At 63.9% G+C, this 17,684-nt stretch carries 12 protein-coding genes, 1 tRNA gene and 1 pseudogene; 7 read left to right on the plus strand and 7 right to left on the minus strand.

The genetic code is table 11. The annotated features are described in order from the left end of the window. Window positions 1–89: 89 nt before the first annotated feature. Window positions 90–902, minus strand: a complete 813-nt coding sequence (locus tag Q7O19_RS00625) for an exopolysaccharide biosynthesis polyprenyl glycosylphosphotransferase (protein WP_369692394.1) — start codon at window positions 900–902, stop codon at window positions 90–92. Between Q7O19_RS00625 and Q7O19_RS00630 the strand changes: the two are divergent. After that, window positions 796–1,098, plus strand: a pseudogene (locus tag Q7O19_RS00630) (dTDP-glucose 4,6-dehydratase); the annotation flags it as partial. The gene Q7O19_RS00625 and the pseudogene Q7O19_RS00630 overlap by 107 nt on opposite strands. 45 nt (window positions 1,099–1,143) lie before the next feature. Beyond that, window positions 1,144–2,307 (plus strand): Na+/H+ antiporter NhaA, encoded by a 1,164-nt coding sequence (gene nhaA, locus Q7O19_RS00635; RefSeq protein WP_303808024.1) that lies wholly within the window; start codon window positions 1,144–1,146, stop codon window positions 2,305–2,307. Between the two features lie 134 nt (window positions 2,308–2,441). Here the strand turns inward: nhaA and Q7O19_RS00640 are convergent, their stop codons facing one another. Together Q7O19_RS00640 and epmB are read right to left on the minus strand one after the other, a co-directional pair. Further along, the gene (locus Q7O19_RS00640) at window positions 2,442–2,747 is read right to left on the minus strand and encodes a glycine zipper 2TM domain-containing protein (protein WP_303808026.1); all 306 of its coding nucleotides are present in this window, start codon (window positions 2,745–2,747) and stop codon (window positions 2,442–2,444) included. A gap of 165 nt (window positions 2,748–2,912) precedes the next feature. Further along, window positions 2,913–3,935: an EF-P beta-lysylation protein EpmB gene (gene epmB, locus Q7O19_RS00645; protein ID WP_303808028.1), complete on the minus strand. Its 1,023-nt coding sequence runs from the start codon at window positions 3,933–3,935 to the stop codon at window positions 2,913–2,915. A 131-nt stretch (window positions 3,936–4,066) separates the two neighbouring features. Here epmB and Q7O19_RS00650 point away from each other — a divergent pair, with 131 nt between their 5' ends. From Q7O19_RS00650 to Q7O19_RS00670, 5 genes are all read left to right on the plus strand, one after another. Then, window positions 4,067–6,208 (plus strand): FAD-dependent oxidoreductase, encoded by a 2,142-nt coding sequence (locus tag Q7O19_RS00650; RefSeq protein WP_303808029.1) that lies wholly within the window; start codon window positions 4,067–4,069, stop codon window positions 6,206–6,208. A 102-nt stretch (window positions 6,209–6,310) separates the two neighbouring features. Beyond that, the gene (locus Q7O19_RS00655) at window positions 6,311–9,334 is read left to right on the plus strand and encodes a TonB-dependent receptor (protein WP_303808030.1); all 3,024 of its coding nucleotides are present in this window, start codon (window positions 6,311–6,313) and stop codon (window positions 9,332–9,334) included. A 13-nt stretch (window positions 9,335–9,347) separates the two neighbouring features. Continuing rightward, the gene (locus Q7O19_RS00660; protein ID WP_303808031.1) at window positions 9,348–10,604 is read left to right on the plus strand and encodes a NupC/NupG family nucleoside CNT transporter; all 1,257 of its coding nucleotides are present in this window, start codon (window positions 9,348–9,350) and stop codon (window positions 10,602–10,604) included. Continuing rightward, window positions 10,597–11,202, plus strand: coding sequence for a CDP-alcohol phosphatidyltransferase family protein (locus Q7O19_RS00665; RefSeq protein WP_303808032.1), 606 nt, complete (start codon window positions 10,597–10,599; stop codon window positions 11,200–11,202). The genes Q7O19_RS00660 and Q7O19_RS00665 overlap by 8 nt, the downstream gene beginning before the upstream one ends. Next, window positions 11,199–11,894 (plus strand): DUF3047 domain-containing protein, encoded by a 696-nt coding sequence (locus tag Q7O19_RS00670; protein ID WP_303808033.1) that lies wholly within the window; start codon window positions 11,199–11,201, stop codon window positions 11,892–11,894. The genes Q7O19_RS00665 and Q7O19_RS00670 overlap by 4 nt, the downstream gene beginning before the upstream one ends. 274 nt (window positions 11,895–12,168) lie before the next feature. Here the strand turns inward: Q7O19_RS00670 and Q7O19_RS00675 are convergent. The 4 genes from Q7O19_RS00675 to Q7O19_RS00690 form a co-directional block, all read right to left on the minus strand. Next, a tRNA-Val gene (locus tag Q7O19_RS00675) sits at window positions 12,169–12,243 on the minus strand. 77 nt (window positions 12,244–12,320) lie between these two features. Continuing rightward, entirely contained in the window at window positions 12,321–14,711 is a 2,391-nt protein-coding gene (gene lon / locus Q7O19_RS00680; RefSeq protein WP_303808034.1) for an endopeptidase La, read from the minus strand. A 146-nt stretch (window positions 14,712–14,857) separates the two neighbouring features. Beyond that, on the minus strand, window positions 14,858–16,042 hold the full coding sequence (locus Q7O19_RS00685; RefSeq protein ID WP_303808035.1) for a CaiB/BaiF CoA-transferase family protein: 1,185 nt from the start codon (window positions 16,040–16,042) through the stop codon (window positions 14,858–14,860). 13 nt (window positions 16,043–16,055) lie between these two features. Then, window positions 16,056–17,639 carry an MFS transporter gene (locus Q7O19_RS00690; RefSeq protein ID WP_303808036.1) on the minus strand — a complete coding sequence of 528 codons (1,584 nt, stop codon included), beginning with the start codon at window positions 17,637–17,639 and terminating at the stop codon, window positions 16,056–16,058. Between the last annotated feature and the right edge of the window lie 45 nt (window positions 17,640–17,684).

Genomic DNA, 17,684 nt, shown 5'->3' on the forward strand with positions numbered 1-17,684 from the left:
TTCCTGGGCAGCAAAACAGCACCCACGGTACGCACCAATATATAGAGATCGAGCCAGATCGATCAGTTCTCGATGTAATAGAGATCATGCTAGAACCGCTTGATCAGCTTTTCCTCGGTATCGGTTTCGCCGCGCCAGCCACACACTTGGGCCAAGCCGGTGATGCCGGGCTTCACCTTGTGGCGGGCAGCATAGCTTTGCACGACATCGGAAAACAGCCGCCCTCCGGCCCGCGTGGACGCAGCATGGGGGCGCGGGCCCACGAGCGACATGTCTCCCATCAACACATTGAAAAGCTGCGGCAGTTCATCGATGCTCGTGCGACGCAGGAGACGCCCCACCCGGGTGATGCGTGGATCATCGCGGCTGGCCTGAGTAATGTCCCTGTACTCCAACCGCTCGTCATACATCGTGCGGAACTTGAAACAGTGGAAACTGCGGTTGTTGAAGCCTTCACGCGGCTGCCGGAACAGGATCGGCCCGGGAGAATCCAGCCGGACAGCCAAAGCCGCCAGTGCCACGATCGGAGAGGCGGCAACCAGGATGAGCGCTGTCAACAGTTTGTCTTCAATGGCTTTTATGATGGATGACAGGCCGGAAATTGGCCGATCGAACAGGGTCATCACCGGCACGTCGCCCAGGATCACCACCGGGCGGCGGGCAAAGGTGAAGCTAACCAGATCGGGCGCCAAACGGACCTTCACGGGCGTGAGCACCAGACGCGCCATCACATCCTGCAAGCGGCGCTCGGCTGCCCACGGCAGCGCCACCACCACCTGATCGATCAGACCCTGGGCTGCCGTAGACGCCGCCTTTGCGGCCGATCCGGGGCTTGCCGCGCGCTTCCCGGACTCGCCGGCAGCCAAGGGCCTGCCCACCGCCAGCCTGAAAACCTTCGTCACCGATCGTCCTGGCCATGATCGGCGCTATGCCATCGATGAAACCAAGGCACGCGCCGAACTAGGCTATGCCCCGGCGCGGACCTTTGATCAGGGCTTTGCCGAAACCCTGCATTGGTATTTGGCCAATGAAGGCTGGTGGCGGGCGGTGATCGACGGCAGCTACCGCGACTGGGTGGCCACCAACTACACCCGCTGACCGGTTTTGGTTTCGCCAGCCGGCCTGGCCTGTTAATCCAAGGCCATGCGCCCGCCCCTGCCCCGTATCCGGTTCACGGTGATCCGCGAACTGCTGGCCAGCCAGGCCAGCGGCGGCCAAGTGCTGATGATGGCGGCAGCAGCGGCGATGTTTGCGGCCAACTCCGTTCTGTCGGAGCAGTATTTTCATCTGCTCCACATCGAACTGGGGCCCATGAGCCTGCTACACTGGATCAACGATGGCCTGATGGCGGTGTTTTTTCTGCTCGTCGGCTGCGAAATAAAGCGCGAGTTCGTCGATGGCGAAATGGCGACCTGGCCCAACCGTATCCTGCCCGGCGTGGCGGCAGCCGCCGGGATGGCGGTGCCGGCGCTGGTCTATCTGGCGATCAACCACGCCGCGCCGGCAAACCTCAATGGCTGGGCCATCCCGACTGCCACCGATATAGCCTTTGCGCTGGGGGTGATGGCCCTTCTCGGCAATCGGGTGCCCGCCAGCCTTAAGCTGCTGCTCACTGCCATCGCCGTAATCGACGATCTGGGGGCGATCGTGGTGATTGCCGCCGTTTACACCGAGGGCGTTGATCTGACAGCACTGGCAGCGGCCGGCGGGCTGTGCGGCCTGCTGGCATTGCTGAACTGGCGGCGGGTGCAGGTGGTCTGGCCCTATCTGCTGGTGGGGGCGGCGCTTTGGGTGGCAGTCCACGCCAGTGGCATCCACGCCACGCTGGCGGGCGTCATCACGGCCCTGGCGCTGCCCATTCATCCCAGCCCCGGGGTTCCGGAAATCCGCGACAGCCCGTTGCTGCGCGTCGAACACGCACTGGCATCCATCGTGGCCTTTGCCATCGTGCCGATCTTCGGCTTTGCAAACGCCGGGGTGGATCTGCGCGATCTGACACTGGCGGCGGCGCTGGATCCGCTGGTGCTGGGCATCGCCGCCGCGCTGCTGCTGGGCAAGCAGATCGGCATTTTCGGTGCGATCATGGCGCTGGTGAAACTGAACACTGTCGACATGCCGGCCAATGCCTCCCCGCGCCAGATCTGGGGCCTGTCCCTGCTGTGCGGCATCGGCTTCACCATGAGCCTGTTCATCGCCGCGTTGGCCTTCGGCACCGGCAGCGCCCAGGAAGAAGCGGCCAAGCTGGGCATCATCGCCGGCAGTTTGTTTTCCGCCGTGCTGGGCATGCTGGTGTTGCGTAACCGATGACGCGGATTTTCACCCCCTTTAGGTTCCAAAGGCTAAAAGAGCCGGTCTGGGAACGAAATCTTGCGAATTTTCAAAGAACATCAGAAACGAACTGATCTTCAGGCTGTTCATGGTCGCTCTCCTTGAAATCTTTTTCAGCGGCAAACGGTGCGGCCGCGATCGATGGTGCGGCCCAAAAGGCCACCCACAACGGCGCCAGCCACGGTGGCCTCAGTGCAATCATTGCGCAGCGCCACCTGATTGCCGATCACGCCGCCAGCAATTGCACCAACAACCGTGCCGGTGCCGCCGCTGCTGCGCCGGCAATAACCGTCGCCATAATAGTCACCGCGGTGGCCGGCGTTATAGCCGCCATTCCAGTTGCCATTGCGCCGGGTATCGCCGCGATAGCCATCGTCCCAACCGCCCTGATAGCCGCCGTTCCAGCCGGCCTGCTGCACAGGTTCGTGCCAATGCGCTGCCGCCGGGCGGCGATGCCCAGGCCGAGCATGGCGAGGAGTGCGATGGTCAGCGTTGTCTTCATGGACCGTCTCCGGCTGGTGTTGATGAAGACTGATTCGCACAGATCACATGTGAACTGTCTGAACGGACTTGTTATCGCCCGTTCATGTGGGCAGCGCCCACAGCAGCGTCTTGCCCGCTTCACCCGGCACTTCGCGCACGATACGCGGTACCAGATAGCCGGGCAGCGCCGCCCGCAGTTCAATTTCGATGACGCGGGCACGGGCTTCATCCACATCGAAATGCGCGGCGCCATCCACCGGATCGGTGAGGTGGAGATAATAAGGCAACACGCCGGCCGCGAACAGCCGGCGACAATGGGCGGCAATGGTGGCCGCATCATCGTTCACTTGGGCCAGCAGCACCGACTGGTTGAGCAGGGTCACCCCCGCCGCCCGCAGCCGGCCCAGTGCTGCCGCCACGTCGTGGGAGATTTCCCGTTCATGATTGCTGTGGGTGACGATCACGACGTTCAGCCGTATGCCGGCCAGCAGATCGACCAGCGCCGGTGTTACCCGGTCCGGAATGGCCAGAACCGTCCGGCTGTGCAGACACACCGTGGTGACGTGCGGGATGGCAGCGATGGCCGACACCAGCGCGGTCAGCCTGGCATCCGTCAGGCTGACCGGATCACCCCCCGACAAGATCACTTCCTCAATGGCCGCATCGCCGGCAATCAGCGCCAGCGCTTCGGCCTCACCCGAACGGGTTAGCATGACGGTGCCATAATCCGTGTGTCGACGAAAACAGTAACGGCAGTGGATGGCGCAGGCACCCGAAGCGATCAGCAGCGCCCGGCTGCGATATTTGCGCAAGACGCCGGGCGCGGCGCGATAATCGGCCTCCTCCAGAGGATCGGTGAGGCGGCCCGGCTGCGGCAAGGCTTCCTCGCCGCGCGCCAGCACTTGCAGCAGCAGCGGATCAGCCGGATCGCCGCGGCGGATCAGCGACAAATAATGCGGCAGCACGGAAAGCGGGAAATCCGGCTGTGCGATCACGCCCACGGCAAAATCCGCCGCCTTTAGGCCTACATGGGCCAACAGATCGGCGGTACTGATCCGAGCAGCACGGGCCTGGGCCTGCCAGTCTTCGGCAGGTGGCAGGGCAAGGTCAACAACGGGGGACATGCCGGCGGCGCATAGCGGAGTGCGCCGGCAAAGGGAAACACTGCATCCTTTGCCGCCGCTCGTGCGAACAACAGATTTGCGTGCCCTGCGCTTTACGTCCACCTTGGCCTGATGAAACGGAACCTCGCCCGATGAAACGTTTGCCCATCATCTTGCTGTTCGTGGCGGCGATCTTCGCATGGTTTCAGTTCGACCTTGGCCAGTATCTCACGCTCGATGCGCTGAAAGCCCGGCAGGGCGATATCGCCGCGCTCTATGCCGCCAACCCGGCTGTGGTGATCGGCGGCTATTTCGCAGCCTATTTGGCGCTCACCGCCCTGTCCTTCCCCGGCGCTGCGATCATGACGCTGGCCGGTGGGGCGATCTTCGGCTTGGGGCTGGGCCTGCTCATCGTCTCCTTCGCCTCCACCATCGGCGCGACTTTGGCCTGCCTTACGTCCCGTTACCTGCTGCGCGACTGGGTGCAGGGCAAGTTCGGGGCGCGGCTTGGCGCCATCAACACCGGGATTGAGCGCGATGGCGCCTTCTACCTCTTCTCGTTGCGGCTGGTGCCGGTGTTTCCCTTCTTCGTCGTCAATCTGCTGATGGGCCTCACCCCCATTCGCACGCTCACCTATTTCTGGGTCAGCCAGATCGGCATGTTGCTGGGCACCGCGGTCTATGTGAACGCCGGCACGCAGCTGGCCGGCATTTCCAGTTTGCGCGATGTCGCCTCGCCCGGCCTGCTGGCCAGTTTCGCTGCGCTGGGCCTGCTGCCGTGGATCGGGAAAGCCGTGATGAGCGCGCTGAAACGCCGCCGCGTCTATGCCCGCTGGAGCCGCCCAAGCCGGTTTGACCGCAACATGGTCGTCATCGGCGGCGGCGCGGCGGGACTGGTGAGCGCCTATATCGCCGCCACGGTAAAGGCCAAGGTAACTCTGGTTGAATCGCACAAGCTGGGCGGCGATTGCCTCAACTATGGCTGCGTGCCCTCGAAAGCCTTGATCAAGTCTGCCCGCATCGCCCACCAGATGCGCCACGCCGATGCCTATGGCCTGACCCCGCACGAAGCCCAGTTTGATTTCCGCGCCGTCATGGCCCGCATCAGGAATGTAATTGCCACCATCGAACCCAACGACAGCGTGGAGCGCTACACCGGGCTGGGGGTGGACATGGAATTGGGTCACGCCCGTATCGTTGACCCCTGGACGGTGGAGATCATCCGTCACGACGGCACCACCCAGCGCCTCACCACGCGCAGCATCGTCATCGCGGCCGGCGCCGCACCGCTGGTGCCGCCGCTGCCCGGCCTGAAGTCCACCAATCACCTGACCAGCGACACGCTGTGGGACGCCTTCTCCGCGCTCGATGCCATTCCCAAACGCATCATCGTGCTCGGCGGCGGCCCGATCGGTTGTGAACTAGCGCAGGCGCTGGCCCGGCTGGGCGCGCAGGTGCAACAGGTCGAAATGGGACCGCGCGTCTTGCCGCGCGAGGATGACGATTTCGCCGCCATCGCTCATGCATCACTGATCGGTTCCGGCGTGGAGGTGCTCACCGGCCATGCTGCGCTGCGGGTTGAGGGGGAGCAGACGCTGATCGTCAGCCACGACGGGCAGGAACGCGCCCTGCCCTATGACGCGCTGATCGTCGCGGTTGGCCGCAAGGCGCGCCTCACCGGCTATGGCCTGGAAGAGCTGGGCATCGAAACCGACCGCAAAGTGGTGACCGACGATTATCTGGCGACGCTCTATCCCAACATCTACGCCTGCGGGGATGTGGCTGGCCCCTACCAGTTCACCCATGTCGCCTCGCATCAGGCCTGGTATGCGGCCGTGAACGCGCTGTTCGGCCAGTTCCGCCGGTTCAAGGCCGATTATCGCGTCATTCCGTGGACGACCTTCCTCGATCCCGAAATCGCCCGCGTCGGGCTTTCAGAGGATGAGGCCAAGGCCAAGGGCGTTGCGGTGGAAGTCACAACCTACCAATTGCACGAACTGGACCGCGCCATCGCCGACAGCGCAACCACCGGTTTCGTGAAAGTCCTCACCCCGCCCGGCAAGGACAAGATACTGGGCGCCACCATCGTGGGTGACCATGCCGGCGAGCTGCTGGCCGAATATGTGCTCGCGATGAAGCACGGCCTGGGCCTCAACAAGCTGCTAGGTACCATTCACACCTATCCTACGATGGCCGAAGCCAACAAGTTTGCCGCCGGCAACTGGAAGAAGGCGCACGCGCCGCAGGGCCTGCTGACGTGGGTGGGCCGCTATCACGCATGGCGATTGCGGTAGTGGAGAGGGGGTAACCAATTGCCGGCCTGTTGCGTATTTGAATGGCAACAGTCATGAAACTGCCTGCACGCCCGTGGGTGGCGGAGCACTTGGGGGAATGGAATGAAGGGTTTGAACCGGGCTGCGGCTGTCTTTCTGGCGGGCGCAGCGACGGTGACGATGCCGGCACAGGCGCAACAGGCCGGCATCCAGATTTCGGTGGTGGATGCGTTAAGCGGCGCACCGGCAGCCGATGTTGAAGTGGTCATCGAAAATCCCGGCACCGGTTTCCGCCGCGTGGCCCGCACCGATTCGCAAGGCCTGCTGCGACTGGAAGGCCTGACCACCAGCGGCCAGTTCCGCATCAGCACCGCTGCCAGCGCCGCCTATGATGCTGCCGAACAGCAGGCGCTCACCTTGCGCAGCAATTTTTCCAGCAGCATCACCCTGCGGCTGACCCCCGTTGGCCAGACCGTCACGGTGACCGGCACCCGCACCGTGCTGGGCCTCAACGCCCTCAACGCCGAAGTCTCCGCCTCGCTGGGCCGTGAGCAGTTGACTGCCCTGCCCATCGAAGGCCGCGACGTGATCGGTTCGCTGATCCGGCTGCCGAACGTGGTGGCCAGCACCGGCTTCTTCCCGGAAGCGCCGTCGATCTCGATCAACGGCAGCAATGGCTTGGACAGCAATTATCTGATCGACGGCCTCGACAATAACGAGAATTTCCTGGGCGGCATCAAGTTCCCGGTGCCGCTGGGCTTCACCCGCAGCGTCACCGTGCTCGCCAACAGCTATTCGGTTGCCTACGGGCGCACCGCCAACGGCATCGTAAACTATACGACGCCATCGGGCACCAACGTGCTGCACGGCGAAGCCTATGCGCTGGTCCGCCCCGGCCGGCCGCTGGACGCCGCCTCACCCTTCCCGCGCCGCGACCTGTCGGGCAACGCGGTAGGTGAAAGTTTCGAACGTTATCAGGCCGGTTTCGCGCTGGGCGGGGCGATCGCAAAGGACAAGACCTTCTTCTACATCAACTACGAGTTCACCCGTGATCGCAACACCCAGGTCGTCGATGCGCCGCTGCTCGGCATCACCGACACGGTGACCGGCAACAACCAGTTCCACCTCGCTTCGCTGCGGCTCGATCATCGGCTGACCGATGACTGGACCCTGGGCCTGCGCGCCAATATCGGCCGCGTCACTATCGAACGGCCCGGCGGCGGGCTGGGCGGCGGCAACAACAGCTTGCCCTCGGCCGGCTCCAACCAGGATCGCCATTCGACGCTGTTTGCTGCCACGGCAAGCTATGCCGGCGACGATTGGAGCTATGATGGGGCGGTGCAATATGCGCACTTCCGCTGGGATTATGGCGAAGCGCTGGCCGGCCCGGGGCCGCAGGTGGTGATCCGCGATCCGTCGGGCCTGACCGCCGGCGTCGTCGGCCACCCCGGTTATCTGTTCGACAGCCTGGAAGAGACGATCCAGACCACCCACCGCCTGCAACGCAAACTGGGCGCGCATAGGCTGCGGCTGGGCGCCGACGTCATCCACAGCAACTTCACCCTGTTGGGCGGCGGCAATCAGGATGGCAATTTCGTCGTCGATCTGACCGCGCCGCAACTAGCTGCGCTGCGCGCAGGCGGCCGCGGGCTGGGACTGACCGCCTCTGACGTGCTGGCGCTGAACCCGGTGGTGGCCAATTATGCCGTTGAATTGCGACCGCAATCCTTCGGCACCGATCAGACCTTGCTGGCCTTCTATCTGGAAGACGAATGGCAGATCAGCCCGCGCTTCACCGCCACGCTGGGCGTGCGCTGGGATTATGACAGCCTCACCGCCAAGGGTGCCGGTGGCGGTGACTTCGACAATATCGCACCGCGGCTGGCGCTGAACTGGCGGCCGGATGCCCGCTCGTCGGTGCGCTTCGGGGCCGGTATCTTCACCGGCAAGCTTGGCTATGCAGTCATCTCCGACGCCTTGCAGCGCAACACCACTGCAACCGGATTCCTGAACCAGTTGAGCCAGTTGCAATCGCGCGGCCTCATCCCCGCCGGCGTGGACCTCAGCGATGTTACCTTCGCCGGCAATCTCACCGCGTCGCCGCCATGCGCGACAGTCGCTGCCTGCCCTACCCCGACGCAGGTGCAGGCGCTGCGCGACACCGCCACACTGGGCGAAGCCCGCATCCTGTCGCCCACTGGCTATGACAGCCCGTGGAGCCTTCAATTGAGTGGCGGCTATCAATATCAGGCGACATCTTCGCTTACGCTGAGTGTGGATGCCATCTACAGCCGCAGCCACAATCTGATGCGCCTGCGCGATCTGAATGCGCCGGCGGCCTTCACGCCCAACGCCGCCGCGCTCACGTCGGCCAATATCGCCCTGCTGCAGGCCGCGCCCGACAATGCAACGCGGGCAGCGCTGGCGCAGACGCTGGGCCTCGTGCGCAGCCAGGCTGCCGCTGATGCCAGCCGGCCGGTCGCGCTGGTCGCGGGCGGGGCGCGGCAGATCACGGTTTCGGAAACCGAAGGCCGCTCTGAATATATGGCGCTCATCCTGCAGGCCGTGAAGGAGCGCGGCGCCGATGATTATGGCTTCCGCCTCAGCTACACGCTGTCGCGGCTGAAGAACGACACCGACGACATCAACTTCCGCGCTGCCAATGCCAATGATTTCAGCACCGAGTATGGCCCGTCGGCAAACGATCGACGGCACGTGATTTCGGCGGTGGGCTATCTCTATCCGATCGAGGGCCTGACGTTGACGGCCGCCGGCCTGTTCCAGTCGGGCCAGCCGGTCAATCTGGTGCCCGATGCACGGATTTTCGGCACCCAGGATCTGAACGGAGACGGCGCCTCGTTCGGAGAAAACTTCGTCGGCAACTCCGACCGTTTCCCCGGCGCCTCCCGCAACTCGGCGCGACTGCCGTGGTCAGCCACGGTCGATCTCGGCGTCCGCTATCTGCTGCTGAAGCGCATCGAGCTTTCGGCCGACGTCTTCAACCTGTTCAACGCCAACAACCAGTCCGGCTTTGCCAACCCGGCCACCACATCGAACCAGGTGCAGTTCGGCGGCGGCGCACCCTTCGTGCAACGCAACGCCGGCCCGCCGCGGCAGTTCCAGTTCGGTATCGCGTACAAGTTCTGATATGCCAGCCGCGATGCAACAATTTCAGGGTCTGATCGGGCTGGCGGCCATTTTGCTGCTGGCTTGGGCGTTCAGCGAAGACCGCGCCAATCGCCCTGGCTGGCGCTGGCTGGGCGGGGCGCTGCTGCTGCAACTGGCGATTGCCGTGGTCGTGGTGCGGGTGCCGGCGGTGTGGGCGGCCGTTGGCGTCGTCAATCAGGGCGTTGCCGCCATTGAGAAGGCCACGTTGGTCGGTTCCTCCTACATGTTCGGCTATCTGGGCGGCGCGCCGCTGCCATTTGCCTTGGCGCAAGGCGCCAGCCCACCGCTGATCATCGCCTTCCAGATCCTGCCGCTGATCATCGTCTTCTCGGCGCTGTCGGCTTTGCTCTGGCACTGGGGCATCTTGAAGGCATTGGTGCGCGGGCTGTCCTGGGCACTACGGCGCACGCTGGGCGTGTCGGGCGTCGTCGGGCTTGGCGGCGGGGGCACCTTGTTTTTGGGTGTCGTTGAATCGCCGCTGGTGCTGCGCGCCTGGTTTGCCACCATGAGCCGATCCGATCTGTTCGCCATCATGGCGATGATCATGGCGACGATTTCGGGCGCGATCCTGGTGCTCTATGCCAGCACGTTGGGCAAGGTCATCCCCAACGCCGCCGGGCACCTGATCGTGGCCAGCCTGATTTCGCTGCCTGCCGCCTTGATAGTCGCCCGGCTGATGGTGCCGGGCCAGCCGCAATCCACTGAACCGGCCGAGCCTGACCTCGCCTATGACGGCGCCATGGACGCCGTGGTGCGCGGCGCCATGGAAGGCGTGCAGCTGATGCTGGCGGTGATCGGGATCATCATCACCATCTTCGCGCTGGTAAACCTGGCCGATCAGATCCTGGCGCTGGCGCCGCAAGTCGAAGGCGCCGCCCTCACCCTGAAGCGCATGTTCGGCTGGATTTTCTCGCCCCTGATGTGGGCCATCGGCGTGCCGTGGGATCAGGCCCCGGCGGCGGGCGCACTGATGGGCACCAAGGCCATCCTCAACGAATATGTCGCTTATCTGGATCTGGCGGCACTGCCCGCTGGCACACTCGACCCGCGCAGCGCCCTGATCGTCACCTATGCGCTGGCCGGCTTTGCCAATCTGGCCAGCATTGGCCTGCTGGTTTCCACCATCGCCAGCCTGTGCCCACAGCGCCGGGCGGAAGCGGCAGGGTTGGGCATCAAGAGCTGGATTGCCGGCAATCTGGCGACATTGATGACCGGCGCGATGATCGGCCTGGTGGCTCCGCTTGCTTGACGCTCGCCTCCGCCCGCTGATCGATCCGCCCTTGAAGCGGCTGGGCCATTGGCTCGCGCGGTGGGGCATCAGTGCCAATCTGGTGACGGCGGCTGGCATTGTGCTGGCGGTGGCTGCCGGCATTGCGCTGGCGGGGGGCCACACCGGTGCAGGACTGGTGTTGGTGATCGCAAACCGGCTGCTGGATGGGCTGGACGGCGCTGTGGCCCGCGCGACGCGGCTTTCCGATTTTGGCGGCTATCTCGATATCGTCGGCGATTTCGTCTTCTATCTCGCCGTGCCGCTGGGCTTTGGCCTTGCTGCGCCAGCCAATTTGATTCCGGCGCTTGTGCTGGCCAGTTGCTTCGGCCTCACCGGCATCAGCTTCCTGGCCTTTGCCGCCATCGCGGCCAAGCGCGGCCTGGAAACCAACGCCCACGGCCGAAAGAGCTTCTTCTACAACACCGGCCTGGCCGAAGGGACAGAGACCATCATCGTCTTCATCCTGTTCTGCCTGTGGCCAGCGCATTTTCCCGCCATCGCTTTCATCTATGCTGGCCTGTGCATCGTCACCGTCATCCAACGCACGGCGGCCGCATGGGCGGCGTTCAAGCTATGATCGCCGCCCTGATTGCCGCGGTCGTGGTGGGCCAGTTCAGCGCCGAAGGCCCGGTGCCGCCGCCTTGGCAGGTCGCTCTCGTTTCCAAAAAGGTGCCGCCCACCCGCTACCGCGTCACCCGCATCGATGGCGTCATGGCCATCGAAGGCAGTGCCGAAGCCAGCATGGCGTTGCTCGCCCGGCCAATCACGGTTGATCTCAATGCAACGCCGATCCTGTGCTGGCGCTGGCGCATCGCAGCGCCGGTGGCGGGCGCCAACATGAAGACCAGGGCCGGCGATGATTATGCTGCCCGTGTGTATGTGGGCTTCGATATTCCCGATGGGCAATTGGGCCTTGGCACCAAGATGAAGCTTGGCCTTGCCCGCCGGCTGTTCCCCGGTCCCATCCCCGATGCGGCGGTAAATTATGTGTGGGACAATGTGCACCCCATCGGCACCACTGCGCCCAACGCCTATACCGATCGCGCCCGCATGGTGGTGGCGCAAAGCGGCGCCGCGAATGCCGGCCGCTGGGTGGAGCAGCGCGCCGATCTGGCCGGCGATTATGCCCGCGCCTTCCCCGGCACGACGGCCAAGGCCACCTCCATCGCGGTGGCGGTGGACACGGATCAGACCGGCGGAGCCACGCGGAGCTGGTTTGCTGATCTGCACATCGTGGGGCGCGATCAGGCCTGTCGCTTCCCGGCCTGAGCGGGCCAACCGCTTTCGTTATCGTCACCCCAGACTTGCTCCGGGGCGACGGGAAAATTTAGGGATCTGCCTGAGAAAACGGCCAATCCAGACTGCGTGCCGCCCATTAGCCAGCCGGCGAACCATGCCGATGCTGGTCAGCGCGTCGTGCAGTGCTCGGCCTGCTTGCTGCACCGCAGGCTGGACGTGCGGCAAGCACCGGTCCGTCGCAACGATGGCGGCAACGGCACGCCTGGTTAGCGTGATCAGGATCGAGATCAAGGGGGGATGCAAGTGGTGGGCGCGACAGGGATTGAACCTGTGACCCCTGCCGTGTGAAAGCAGTGCTCTACCGCTGAGCTACGCGCCCACTTGCTTGGCGAGCGGGCGGATTAGGCGAGACGGGCGGCGCTGTAAAGCCCCGCCCGCCCGTTCACCGCAAGATTTTTAGTGCCGCACCGCCGGCTCGGTGGCCACCGCTGCCGGTGGCATGGCGGCCTTTTCATCGGCCTCGGTCCATTCGATCGGCACCAGCGGCTGGATCAACGCCAGCGCCAGCACTTCATCAACGTGGGAAACCGGCACGATCGTCATCCCCTGCTTCACATTGTCGGGAATGTCGGCCAGGTCCTTCTCGTTCTCGGCCGGGATCAGCACCATGGTGATGCCGCCACGCAGCGCCGCCAGCAGCTTTTCCTTCAGGCCGCCGATGGGCAGCACGCGGCCGCGCAGCGTCACTTCGCCGGTCATCGCCACATCGCGCTTCACGGCCACGCCGGTGAGCGTGGAGATGATGGCAGTGACCATGGCGATACCGGCCGACGGGCCATCCTTGGGCGTCGCGCCTTCTGGCACGTGCACGTGAATGTCCTTCTTTTCAAACACGCTCGGCTTGATGCCATAGTGCGTGGCGCGGGCGCGCACGAAGCTGAGTGCCGCCGAAATCGATTCGGTCATCACGCTGCCAAGCTTGCCGGTGGTCTTGATGTTGCCCTTGCCGGGGCTGGTGACAGCTTCGATGGTGAGCAGATCGCCGCCCACTTCCGTCCACGCCAGGCCGGTGACAGCGCCGATCTGGTCTTCAGTGTCAGCGAGGCCATAGCGGAATTTGCGCACGCCAGAGAAATCGGCGAGGTTTTCCGAACTCACGGTAACGCTGGTGTCCTTGCCTTCCAGGATGCGGCGCAGGGCCTTGCGGGCCAGCTTGGCGATCTCGCGCTCCAGTTTGCGCACGCCGGCTTCACGGGTGTAATAACGGATCAGATCACGGATCGCGTCGTCGGTGACCGTGAACTCATCCTTCTTCAGCCCGTGCGCTTCATACTGCTTCTCGATCAGGTGGCGCTTGGCGATCTCCAGCTTTTCATCCTCGGTGTAACCCGACAGACTGATGATCTCCATGCGGTCCAGCAGCGGCTGGGGCATGTTGTAGCTGTTGGCGGTGGTCACGAACATCACGTCCGACAGGTCGTAATCGACCTCCAGATAATGGTCGTTGAACGCCTTGTTCTGTTCCGGATCGAGCACTTCCAGCAGCGCGCTTGAGGGATCGCCGCGGAAATCCTGGCCCAGCTTGTCGATTTCATCGAGCAGGAACAGCGGGTTGGAGGTGCCAGCCTTTTTCAGGTTCTGGATGATCTTGCCAGGCATGGAGCCGATGTAGGTGCGGCGGTGGCCGCGGATTTCGGCTTCATCGCGCACGCCGCCCAGGCTGTGGCGGATGAATTCACGCCCCGTCGCCTTGGCGATGCTGCGGCCAAGGCTGGTCTTGCCGACGCCGGGCGGGCCAACGAGGCACAGGATCGGCCCCTTCAGCTTGTTGGTACGCGCCTGCACGGCCAGATACTCGATGATCCGGTCCTTCACCTTTTCCAGGCCGAAATGATCGGCGTCGAGCACGGCCTGCGCTGCGATGATGTCCTTCTTCACCTTGCTGCGCTTGCCCCACGGCAGGCCGAGCAGCGTGTCGAGATAGTTGCGAACCACCGTTGCTTCGGCGGACTGCGGCGCCATCGCCTTCAGCTTCTTCAGTTCGCCCAGCGCCTTTTCACGGGCTTCCTTGGAGAGTTTGACCGTCTTGATCTTCTCTTCCAGCTCGGCGAGCTCGTCCTTTTCCTCGTCGGCATCGCCCAGCTCGCGCTGGATCGCCTTCATCTGTTCGTTCAGATAATATTCGCGCTGGGTCTTCTCCATCTGCCGCTTCACGCGGTTGCGGATCTTCTTTTCCACCTGCAGCACGCCCATCTCGCCTTCCATGAAGGCGAAGATCTTTTCCAGCCGCAGGCCCACATCGGGCTCGGCCAGCAGCGCCTGCTTGTCAGCAATCTTCAGGCCCAGGTTGGCGGCAACAGTGTCGGCAAAGCGGCCCGGTTCTTCAACGGCCGAAATCTGGCTGGCGACTTCCGGAGCGACCTTGCGGTTCAGCTTGATGAACTGTTCGAACTGGTTCTGCGCCGAACGCAGCAGGGCGGCGACCTCGGTTTCGTTGCGCTCCACGTCCGGCCGGTCTTCAACTTCGGCCATCAGATAGGGGCCACTGGCATCCAGCTTGACCAACGACGCGCGGCCCTGGCCTTCCACAAGCACCTTAACTGTGCCGTCGGGCAGTTTCAGCAGCTGCAGCACATTGGCGAGCGTGCCGACGTCATACAGTTCATCAGCACCGGGATCTTCATCGCCGGGGTTCTTCTGGCTGAGCAGGAAAACGGTGCGGCCGTCGTTCATGGCGGCTTCGAGCGCGGCCACCGATTTTTCGCGGCCCACGAACAGCGGCACGATCATCTGCGGGAACACCACGATATCGCGCAGCGGCAACACGGGCAGGGTCTGGTTGGTCATGTCATCTCCGTCGTGGGGCCCTGAGCCTCACTTTGTTCCTGCTGATATGGGTAGCACCTGTTGGAGACGCAATGGCGGAATCAGCGCAAGCCCACGTCAACCTTGTCGCAGATGGTGCAAGAGCCGTGCCGGCCGCGATAGGGGCTTCAGCCCTTTAGGACGCCCTTATCCACAAGTGTGGCAATGGCGGCAGCGTCATAGCCCAGCGCGGCAAGGATTTGCCGGCTATGTTCACCCAGATGCGGCGCCGAGCCCACCGGATCAAGCGGCTGGCCAAAACGGGCCGGTGGCCGGGCCTGGCGCACGCGGCCCACGGCGTCGCTGTGCGCCACTTCGATACAGATGCCGTTGTGCTGGACCTGCGCATCATCCGGCACATCGGCGAGATGAACAACCGGGCCGCCGACAGCGCCCTGTTCGACGAAACCCTCCATCAATTCGGCACGGCTGCGGCGGGCGATTTCGGCGGAGACCTGCGGCGCCCATTCGCGCTGATGCTTGATGCGCCCGGCGGAGGAGCGGAAGCGTTCATCGGCGGCCAGATCCTCGCGGCCAAGGCTGCGGGTGAGCGCAACGAATTCGGCATCCTGCAGGGCGCCGATCGCCACCTGCCCATCGGCTGCCTTCCACAGCCGCATCTGCGCGCCATATTCGGGCCAGGCCGCCGGCGCATCATCGATGAAGCTGTAATTGTACATGCCTTCCGGCCAGTTGAAGGCGATGGCGGCATCGAGCATGGCGACTTCGATACGCTCGCCCTGCCCGCCTGACCGCTCGCGGCGGAACAGGGCTGCCGTGATGGCCTGCGCCGCTGTCAACGCCGTTACCTTGTCCGCCACCAGATGGCGCACGAGGCCGGGCGTGCCTTCCTTGTCCACCTGGCTCGCTGCGATGCCGGAAACCGCCTGGATCACCGGATCATAAACGCGCACATTCTGATACGGGCCATCGGGGCCAAAGCCGGTGATGCTGCAATAGATCAGGCGCGAATTGAGGGCGTGCAACCGTTCCCAATCCAGCCCAAGCCGCGCCAGCACGCCAGGGCGGAAGTTTTCCACCAGCACGTCCGCCGTTTTCACAAGCGTTTCAAGCACGGCGATGCCATCGGGCGATTTCAGATCAAGGCACAGGCCCTGCTTGCCGCGGTTGACGGCAATGAACATGCTGGAAAGATCGGCCTTGCGCGGGCCCAGGCTGCGCACCGGATCGCCGCCGGGACTTTCGACCTTGATGACTTCGGCGCCCTGATCGCCCAGCATCTGGCAAGCCATCGGGCCCGAGACGATCTGCGAGCAATCGACGATGCGGATGCCCGCCAGCGGTCCGGTCATCGGCCTTCGCTCCTCAATCATTGATGTTGATGTGGCGCGAATCCTTGAGGAACAGCAGCATCACCACCAGGCCCACCGCCACCACCACGATCGTGTACCACAGGCCGGCAAACACATCGCCGGTTGAAACCACGATGTACTGGGAAATCACCGGCAGGAAGCCGCCGAAATACCCAGTGCCGATGTGATAGGGCACCGACATGCTAGTATAGCGCACCCGGGCCGGGAACATTTCGACCAGCACGGCGGCGATTGGCGCATAAGTCCACCCCGAAAGCAGCCCGATTGCCATCACCGCCAGCAGCAGTTTCCAGGCAACGATGCGATCGGGATCGGCCTTTTCGGGCCAGCCAGCGGCGTTGAGCGCGACGCCCCAGGCGTCCTTGTCAAAGCCTTCCAGCCGGACGCCGGCCACATTCATCGCCAGCACCGGCGCGTCAGTCTTTTCATAAGACACACCGCGTTTTGTCAGCCATTCCAGTGCCTTGCCGCATTCGGCTTCCTGCTTGAGGAAGATATTGTATTCGCACGCCGGAAGCTCGACAGTGACGGGCGCCGTCGCCATGGCTTGATACAGCGCCGGATTGGCGCCGCTGGCCATCAGTTGGAAGATTGGGAACAGCGCCGCCAGCGTGATGGCAAAGCCGACGCTGAGCACCTGCTTGCGCCCGAAACGATCGGAAAGCCCGCCGAAATAGATATAGGCCGGGGCCGAGACCAGCACGCCAAAGGCGAGATAGAGCAGCGCCTCTCGCTCCGGCAGGCGCGCGGTGTTCTGCAGGAAATACAGCGTACCGAATTGGCTGGTATAGAAAATCACCGTGAAACCGGCCGAAACAGCGAGCGCCACCAGCAGCCGGCCCTTGTTGCCGGGGGCCGACAGTGCATCCTTGAAGGGGTTTTTCGACGTGGTCCCGGCTGATTTCATCTTCTGGAACACCGGGCTTTCCGACAGTTTGAGTCGCACCCACAGCGAAATGCCCAGCAGCAGGATCGACATCAGGAACGGCACCCGCCAGCCCCAGGCAACAAATTCGGGTTCCGCGATCAACGCCTTGGTGCCCAGAACCACGCCGAGCGTGAGCATGAAGCCGCCGGCCGCCGCCGCCTGGATCCAGCTGGTGTAGGCCCCGCGCTTGCCGGGCGGGGCATGTTCGGCAACATAGATTGCCGCGCCGCCATATTCGCCGCCCAGCGCCAGGCCCTGCAGCGTGCGCAGCGCCAGCAGCATGATCGGCGCGGCGATGCCGGCCTGTTCGAAGGTGGGCAGCAAGCCGATGCAGGCGGTCGCGCCGCCCATCATCGCGATGGTGATCAGGAACGTATATTTGCGGCCCACCTTGTCCCCGAACCAGCCGAACACCAGCGCGCCCAGCGGCCGGAAGAAGAAGCCGATGGCAAAGGCGAACAGGCTGAAAAGAAGCTCGGTTGTGGGGTTGCCAGTGGCAAAGAACAATTTGCCCAGCAGGCTGGCGAGGATGCCGTAGAGGAAGAAATCATACCATTCGAACACGGTGCCCAGCGAGCTGGCCACGATCACCAGCCGATCCCGCTTGGGATCGATCACGTCTTCGACAGTCTCAACATCCGCGCCCAAAACCCCGGCCTCCCCGCCTGTTTCTTGCCCCCGGCATAGCGGATG

Source organism: Sandarakinorhabdus limnophila DSM 17366 (genome assembly GCF_945882885.1).
Taxonomy (GTDB): domain Bacteria; phylum Pseudomonadota; class Alphaproteobacteria; order Sphingomonadales; family Sphingomonadaceae; genus Sandarakinorhabdus; species Sandarakinorhabdus limnophila_A.